Raw genomic sequence first — 6600 nt, 5'->3', positions numbered from 1 at the left:
ATGAAGTTGGCATAGCGGGGCTTGAAGCTGAACTTTGAATCGGGTTGGCCGGGCTTGGCGTAGATCATGGGTGTCCTCTCTTCATTCTTTATCGAAAAACGCAGGAGTGCGTGATCGCTTGAAACGCACGCCTTATGCCGATCGCGAAAGGTTGTTCGAGACGAATCTAAAGTCTTTTATTTCAATTTGTTATGTTTCCGACTTGGACCGGTTCGCTGGCTGGCTGCAGGGTGCGCAGGCCAAGTTGTTGCTCCGTTTAGGGACAGCTGTGCCGTTAATGGGCAACGTTCCGGTCAGGTCGACTAGATGGGGACGTTTTTTCGGATCCGCACGCGCGGGCGGATCCGGTGACCCTTGTCTTCAGAAGACGATGATGCCGCCTACCGAGATCGTGCTGGTCTTGAGATCTCCGTAGCCAGCGGAGTGGATGGCGTCCGCGCCGGTCGTGCGCTCCCGGCTCTATTCCGCCACCAAGGTGATGTATGTGTTCAGACCCTGATAGATCCCCACCGTGCCGCCGCGACAGCGATTGCGGCCGAGCAGGTTGCCTTCCTCGTCTTGGCTTTCGCCGTCATTGATCCTTCCTTCGGCGGTAGGGGCGATCAGGGTGCTGCTTCGGCTTGAATGAGGTTGCCGTTGTTGTCGCGGCCGGAAATGCGGATGGGGCCGGGGCCGAGTGCGCCGGCGGGGATGTCGAGCGTGAAGATGGGATCTCTGGCGACCGGTGGGCCAGGTTCGATTCGCATCAGCCGCTGGCCCGCGCCATTGGCGATCTCCAGGGTGTCGATGTGGAAGATCGGAATGCCTTGGACCAATCCGGTGTCCATCGGGTGGCTGATCTCGATGCGCAATCGTTGGCCGCCATCGGGTGTGGGGCGGATGCGCGTGCTCACCTGGTTCAGGGTCTCCTGCCAGTCCGAATGACTGGAGCCTGACGCTGGCAAGCTGCAGCCGCCACTGGTGGTCTGAACCCGGGTTCCGTTCAGGTGCCAGCGGCCGTCGCTGGTGCGTGCGGCGGCGCGGACCGGCGTGGATCCATCGAGCTTGAGTCTGAACCCGAGGGCGGCGCTGGCCCGCCCGGGGGTGAAGCGCAGCGCTTGGGGGAAGGGGTTGAAGTCGGCGATGACCAGGACCTCCTCGACCTCTGGGAGGGCGGTGGCGTCGACCGAGACGACTACATCGAATGGATCCTCGGCGACTTCGGGGGCCGAGACCTTGACGCGATCGTCGAAGGTGAATTGGGCGCCCTCGAAAAAGGCGTGTCTCAGCTCGGGCCAGCGGTCCGAGCCGAAAGGGTCGGTCGGTTCGGCGGACGGCTGATCGGCCGCAAAGGCGCTCATTGGGAGCAGTGCGCATGCGAGGCCGGCGATCAGTGCGAGTTGCCGTATTGGGGATGGGGGTCTTCGTGGCCGGGTGCGCATTGCGGACCTCGTTCCTCCTATTCGTATCGAGTCGTGAGACGGCCAGGGCGTCCTCGCCGAGCCGCTGGACGCAGGGGGGCGGGCGTCCAGCCAGAGGCTCGGGTCGGGCATGACCCGCCAATGGTCAATGTTTGCCCGCGTCGGGCGACTCGATGAAGGTGCGTATGGCCCAAATGACCTCGGGTGTCAGAATGCCTTCCCAGGCCACCATGTGTCGCACGCCGACCTTCACCTTGCCCTTGAGCACCGAGTTACGAAAGTAGACGTCGACGTCTTGGAGACAGCGCTGCTTGAGTGTCGTGTCGCGTACCCGTTTGCAGGTGCGCCCGAGGCGGCGGAGATCGGGGGCGGGGGACTTGGAGGCGTCGGCATCCGGACCGTGGCAGACGGCGCAGGTCTGGTTGAAGGCGTCGCGTCCGATGACCGCCGCGAGGGCGATACCTCGATAGGGGTTCTCGTCCGGCCAGGGCATGGGCGCGGCGGGGAGCGCGGAGGTATCGACCTGCGGTGGGATGGCCGGGGGCAAGGCGGCGCAGAGGCCGGCGGCGCCCATCAGTCCAATGGTCGCGAGCAGGCGTAGCCTGGGGCCTGGTCCGCCGCGTGCGGTGTCGGCAAGGGTTGATGTCGGCATGCTGTGGCTCCTCGCGGTTGTCGTCACCAGTCGGTCGGACAGCCGCGGCAGTTGTCGAAGGTGGCGTCGGGGAAGGTCGCAAAGCGGATGACGCAGCCTTCCATCACCGCATCGGTGAAATTGACGGTGACGAACTTGGTTTCTTGAAGGTTGGTCGCGATGAAGCGCGCGCCGACGAACCAGGCGAAGTTCGCCCGAGCGAATTCCAGGCTCGCGGCCGTGAGGTCGGCACCGGAGAAATCCGACCGCATCAGTCGGGCGGCCTCGAAGTCGGCGGCGACCAGTTTGGCCTTGCGGAAGCTCGCGGCGGGTGCGCTCGCCTTGTTGAGACGAGCGCCGGTGAGATCGGCCCCATCCAGATTGGCCCCGGCCAAATTGGTGGCGCGTAGATCGGCGCGCCGCAGGTCGGCGCCGGAGAGATCGGCGCCGGCCAGGTTGTGTCCCGCGAGATTGGCGTGGCGCAGGTCCGCGCCTGGGCAGCGGGTATAGGGCCAGATCGGACAGCCGTTGATGACGAGCGGCTCGTCCGCTGGTGGTTCCTCGGCGTGCGAGAGTGCCGGCATGACCAGCAGCATGGGCAGGAAGGCCGCGAAGAGTCCGTGGCCCGGGCGGTTTAGGTTAGGCATTTGTGTTCCCTGGCCTGCTTGTCTGAAAAGGCCCCGAGGTCGCAAGGACACGACGGGCACGAAGAGAGGCAAAGCGCATGGGTCTCGCGGGCCTCGCGCAGCGGATACCGCGAGGTTTCGGGTCGACCAATGAACCCTCTTCGTGCCCTTCGTCTCGTTGGCTCGAAGCGACCGAGTGAGGTTGAAGCGTCAGGATTGCGCCCGGTCTTGGCCGTCTGCGCCGCGCTTGCGGGAGACGGCCGTACCTTCGCCGGCTATTGCGCGGCCTTCGCCAATTTGAAGACCCACATGGAGCCGCCTTGCGTGACCTGCTTGGTCAGGTCGGCCATGTCGCCGCCCCAGAGCGGTACCGCGCCACCGTAGCCGGACTGGATGCCGACGTACTGCTCGCCGTCCATCTCCCAGGTAATGGGCACCGACACCACGCCGGAGCCGGTCTGGAACTTCCAGAGTTCCGCGCCGGTTTTGGCGTCGAAGGCCTTGACGAAGCCGTCGGACGTTCCGGTGAAGAGGAGTCCGCCGGCCGTCGTCAGGGTGCCGGCCCACAAGGGGAAGGTTTCCTTGTGCTCCCAGACGATCTTTCCGGTCACGGGGTCGATGGCGCGCAGGGTCCCGACGTGATCGCCGAACAGCTTCTTGATACGGAATCCCTGTCCAAGATAGGCCGAGCCGGCCTTGTAGGTCAGATGCTCCGTCCAGTAGTCCATCGCCCAGTGGTTGGCCGGGATGTAGAAGAGTCCGGTCTCCGGACTGTAGGACATGGGATGCCAGTTGGTGCCGCCGAGGAAGGGTGGCGAGACGAAGATGGTATCGCCCTTGTCCTCGCCCTCCTTCGGCGCGGGTGGGCGGTTGTCTTTCTCGATCGGTCTGCCGGTCTTGAGGTCGAAGCCCGAGGCCCAGGTGATGCCCTCGACGAAGGGCCAGGCGCCGATGAGCGCGGTCGGCTTGTTCGGGTATCCCGAGCCGTTTTCGAGCTTGTCGCGGTCGGTGACGAAGAAGAAGCCGTTGCGGTCGGCGTGCGCGGTGGCCTTGACCTCTTTCCCCGTCTTGGGATCCGTGTACTCGAAGAGGACGAGCGAGTTGTTGCCCGAGAAGTCCCAGGCATCGTTCGGGGTGTGCTGGAAGAAGCCTTTGAGTTCGCCGGTCGAGGCGTCGACGTAGGCTTGGCCCGAGGTGAAGAGGCTGTCCCAGTTGCGCGGATCGTCGCCAGGGGCGGTGCGCTTCCAGGTGTTCCACGGCGCCGGATTGCCCGCGCCGATGACGACCGTGTTGGTGTCGATGTCGAAGCTCGCAGTCTGCCAGGGCGCACCGCCACCGTGGCTCCAGGCCTCGACCTTTCCGGTCGGCGAATTGGGATCGTTCGGCCAGCTCGGCGCCTTGGCGTCGCCGGTCGTGGTGCTGTCCTTGCCGTTGAACCGGCCCATGTGACCCTCGACCATGGGGCGAGCCCAGACCTCCTCGCCGGTGTCCGGGTCGCGGGCGAACAGCCAGCCGACCACGCCGAACTCGTCGCCCGAGGAGCCGTGGATCAGCAACACGCGCCCGCTCTTCTGGTCCTTCACGATGAAGGGCGCGCCGGTCATGGTGTAGCCGACCTTGTGGTCGGCGAACTTCTTCTTCCAGACGACCTTGCCCGTGTCTTTGTTCAACGCGACGATGGCGGCGTCCAGGGTGCCGAAGAACACTTTATCCCCATAGATCGCCGGTCCCCGGTTGACCACGTCGCAGCAGGGACGGATATCGTCGGGCAACCGATGATTGTATTCCCACAGGCGCTTACCGGTCCGCGCATCGATGGCGAACATGCGCGAGTAGGATGCGGTGGCGTAGATGACGCCGTCGTGCACTAAGGCTTGTCCTTCCTGGCCCCGTTGCTTTTCGCCGCCGAAAGAGAGGCTCCAGGCCGGCACCAGCGCGGATACGTTCTTGGTGTTGATCAGGTCGAGCGGGCTGTGGCGCTGCGCCTTGAGGCCGAGGCCGTAGCTCAGGACGTCCGTCGTGGTCTGATCGTCCTTGAGGATGTCGTCCCAGGTCACTTCGGTCGATGCCACGGTCGGTAGCGACAGGGTCATCGCCAATGCTGCGGCGACCGTGCGCACTTTGAACACGGGGGTTTCTCGCTTGCTCATCATCGGGTCCTAGGCCTCCTGTTATCGGTATTGGTTCGGTTCGGCGGGGGCTGTGGCCGGCCGGAACGCGATATCCCAAAACGCAAGACCTGGGCCAGTCGGTTCGGAAGCCCGGTCAGGCCGGTTTTCTCGATCGATATGAGCGGCGGCGGTGACCGCGACCTGTGTCGAACTGGATCAATCGATCCTTTTCGCAACACCTGCCACGTTCGTTTGCGCCCTGGATCGGCTCTCCCGAACGGTGCGCGCGACAGGCTGCAGGGCATCGTGATCCGGGGTGCGACGGTTATGCCCTGGCGCGTGATTTGCTGCGGCAAGTTGGACGCGCACGCCTGCTGAAAATCAGTTGGCGCGATCGGTCGACCTATTTCACCCAAGACCCAATGCAGGAGCACATTGATGAGTAGAGGCATTTCCATCCGCAGATGGGCGTTGCTAGCGGTGCTGTGCGTCGCCGGCGTGGCCAGCGTCGCACTGGCATCGGAGCGGGTTCGCGCGACCCCGCGCGAGGCCAAGGCGATGTTCGATCAGGCGCTGGAATACATGAAGACCAACGGTCCCGAGCGATCCTTTGCGGCCTTCAACAATCAAAAGGGTAAGTTCATCTATAAGGATCTCTACGTCTTCGTGATCGATCAGAAGGGGGTCTACCATGCCAGCGGGGCCGCTCCCGAGGCGTTGGTCGGACTCAATGTCCTGAATACGACCGATGCCGCAGGCAATCCGCTGTTCCGCGAGATGATCGAGGGCACGAAGAAGACCCCCGAGCTGACGGTGCGCTATATGTGGCTCAACCGCTCGACCAATAAGGTCGAACCCAAGGTTTCCTACATCGGAAGGGTCGGAGATTATGTGCTGGGGGTGGGCTATTCGGCCCCGAGGGCGAGTGCCAGGGATGCCGAATCGATGCTCGACGAGGCCGTTCAATACGTGCGTGAGCACGGTATGGAGCAGGCGGCGGCCCTCTTCGACGACCGGCATGGCCCCTTCGTTCGCGACGATCTCTATGTCTTCGCCGTCGGGCTCGACAGCGGCAGGTTCGAGGCCATGGGCATGAAGCCGGCCCTGGTCGGCACCGATGCGATCGGGCTGAAGGATGCCGCCGGCCACGCGTTCATCCAGGAGATGATCGATAAGACCGCGTCTGGCGACAGCGCGATCGTGGACTATGTCTGGCTCAACCCGGTCACCAATGCCGTCGAGCACAAACGTTCCTACGGCAAGCGGGTGGGGCGCTCGATGCTCGGCGTCGGCCATTATCTCGAGGACTGAAGGGGCTTCGCGCCCTTGGCCTCGTTTCGATCCGCGTCTCGGCAAGGTTTGGCGGACATGCGCCCATGACGGGCGCATGTTTGCGCAGGAACGCTTGCCGAGAGCGGCTATTTCATGCGGCCGATCCTGCGATAGAGGGTGTTGCGGCTGATCCCGAGGCGGCGCGCCGCAGCAGAGACATTGCCCTCCACCTCATTCATCGCCATGACGATCGCCTCGTGCTTGATCTCGTCCAGACTACGACCGCTCGCCTCCATGCTGGTCGAGTGGCTCCGTGTTCCATCCGCCTGAGGGCGCTCACCGATCGATTCTTCCCGATGGTGCGGTCCGAACAGGTCCTCGGGGAGATGGTCGAGTCGAATCTCGGACTCGTCCTCGTCGAGCAGCGCCACTGCAAGCCGGATCACGTTATGCAACTGACGCACGTTGCCCGGCCAAGGGTGGCGCTCAAATCAGGGCGATCGCATCAAAATATTACCGATTACTGTTGGACTGAATAGCCGGATTACCCCAGACTCGCG

At 63.8% G+C, this 6600-nt stretch carries 6 protein-coding genes and 1 pseudogene; 1 reads left to right on the top strand and 6 read right to left on the bottom strand.

Going from position 1 to position 6600, the window contains the following annotated elements; genetic code table 11:
- Nucleotides 1-602: 602 nt before the first annotated feature.
- The 4 genes from ACFSJC_RS10490 to ACFSJC_RS10475 form a co-directional block, all read right to left on the bottom strand.
- Nucleotides 603-1340 (bottom strand): quinoprotein dehydrogenase-associated SoxYZ-like carrier, encoded by a 738-nt coding sequence (locus tag ACFSJC_RS10490; protein ID WP_386026409.1) that lies wholly within the window; start codon nucleotides 1338-1340, stop codon nucleotides 603-605.
- Nucleotides 1341-1545: 205 nt separating this feature from the next.
- Entirely contained in the window at nucleotides 1546-2052 is a 507-nt protein-coding gene (locus ACFSJC_RS10485; protein WP_386026407.1) for a c-type cytochrome, read from the bottom strand.
- A gap of 23 nt (nucleotides 2053-2075) precedes the next feature.
- Nucleotides 2076-2678, bottom strand: a complete 603-nt coding sequence (locus ACFSJC_RS10480) for a pentapeptide repeat-containing protein (protein WP_386026405.1) — start codon at nucleotides 2676-2678, stop codon at nucleotides 2076-2078.
- A gap of 254 nt (nucleotides 2679-2932) precedes the next feature.
- The gene (locus ACFSJC_RS10475; RefSeq protein WP_386026403.1) at nucleotides 2933-4810 is read right to left on the bottom strand and encodes a methanol/ethanol family PQQ-dependent dehydrogenase; all 1878 of its coding nucleotides are present in this window, start codon (nucleotides 4808-4810) and stop codon (nucleotides 2933-2935) included.
- Nucleotides 4811-5206: 396 nt separating this feature from the next.
- On the opposite strand from ACFSJC_RS10475, the gene ACFSJC_RS10470 reads away from it, so the two are divergent.
- Entirely contained in the window at nucleotides 5207-6079 is an 873-nt protein-coding gene (locus tag ACFSJC_RS10470; RefSeq protein ID WP_386026401.1) for a cache domain-containing protein, read from the top strand.
- A gap of 107 nt (nucleotides 6080-6186) precedes the next feature.
- Here the strand turns inward: ACFSJC_RS10470 and ACFSJC_RS20035 are convergent, their stop codons facing one another.
- Nucleotides 6187-6336, bottom strand: a complete 150-nt coding sequence (locus ACFSJC_RS20035) for a helix-turn-helix domain-containing protein (protein ID WP_465325195.1) — start codon at nucleotides 6334-6336, stop codon at nucleotides 6187-6189.
- A 66-nt stretch (nucleotides 6337-6402) separates the two neighbouring features.
- Nucleotides 6403-6516 (bottom strand): annotated as a pseudogene (locus ACFSJC_RS20030) (AAA-type ATPase lid domain-containing protein); the annotation flags it as partial.
- Between the last annotated feature and the right edge of the window lie 84 nt (nucleotides 6517-6600).

Source organism: Thiorhodococcus fuscus (genome assembly GCF_042682685.1).
Taxonomy (GTDB): Bacteria; Pseudomonadota; Gammaproteobacteria; order Chromatiales; family Chromatiaceae; genus Imhoffiella; species Imhoffiella fuscus.
Note: the sequence above shows the minus strand (reverse complement) of the source record. Positions and strands in the feature narration are given on the sequence as shown.

Coding starts and splice junctions, on each gene's coding strand:
- ACFSJC_RS10490 (WP_386026409.1), bottom strand. CDS start 1,340: ATGAGCGCCTTTGCGGCCGATCAGCCGTCCGCCGAACCGACCGACCCT.
- ACFSJC_RS10485 (WP_386026407.1), bottom strand. CDS start 2,052: ATGCCGACATCAACCCTTGCCGACACCGCACGCGGCGGACCAGGCCCC.
- ACFSJC_RS10480 (WP_386026405.1), bottom strand. CDS start 2,678: ATGCCTAACCTAAACCGCCCGGGCCACGGACTCTTCGCGGCCTTCCTG.
- ACFSJC_RS10475 (WP_386026403.1), bottom strand. CDS start 4,810: ATGATGAGCAAGCGAGAAACCCCCGTGTTCAAAGTGCGCACGGTCGCC.
- ACFSJC_RS10470 (WP_386026401.1), top strand. CDS start 5,207: ATGAGTAGAGGCATTTCCATCCGCAGATGGGCGTTGCTAGCGGTGCTG.
- ACFSJC_RS20035 (WP_465325195.1), bottom strand. CDS start 6,336: ATGGAGGCGAGCGGTCGTAGTCTGGACGAGATCAAGCACGAGGCGATC.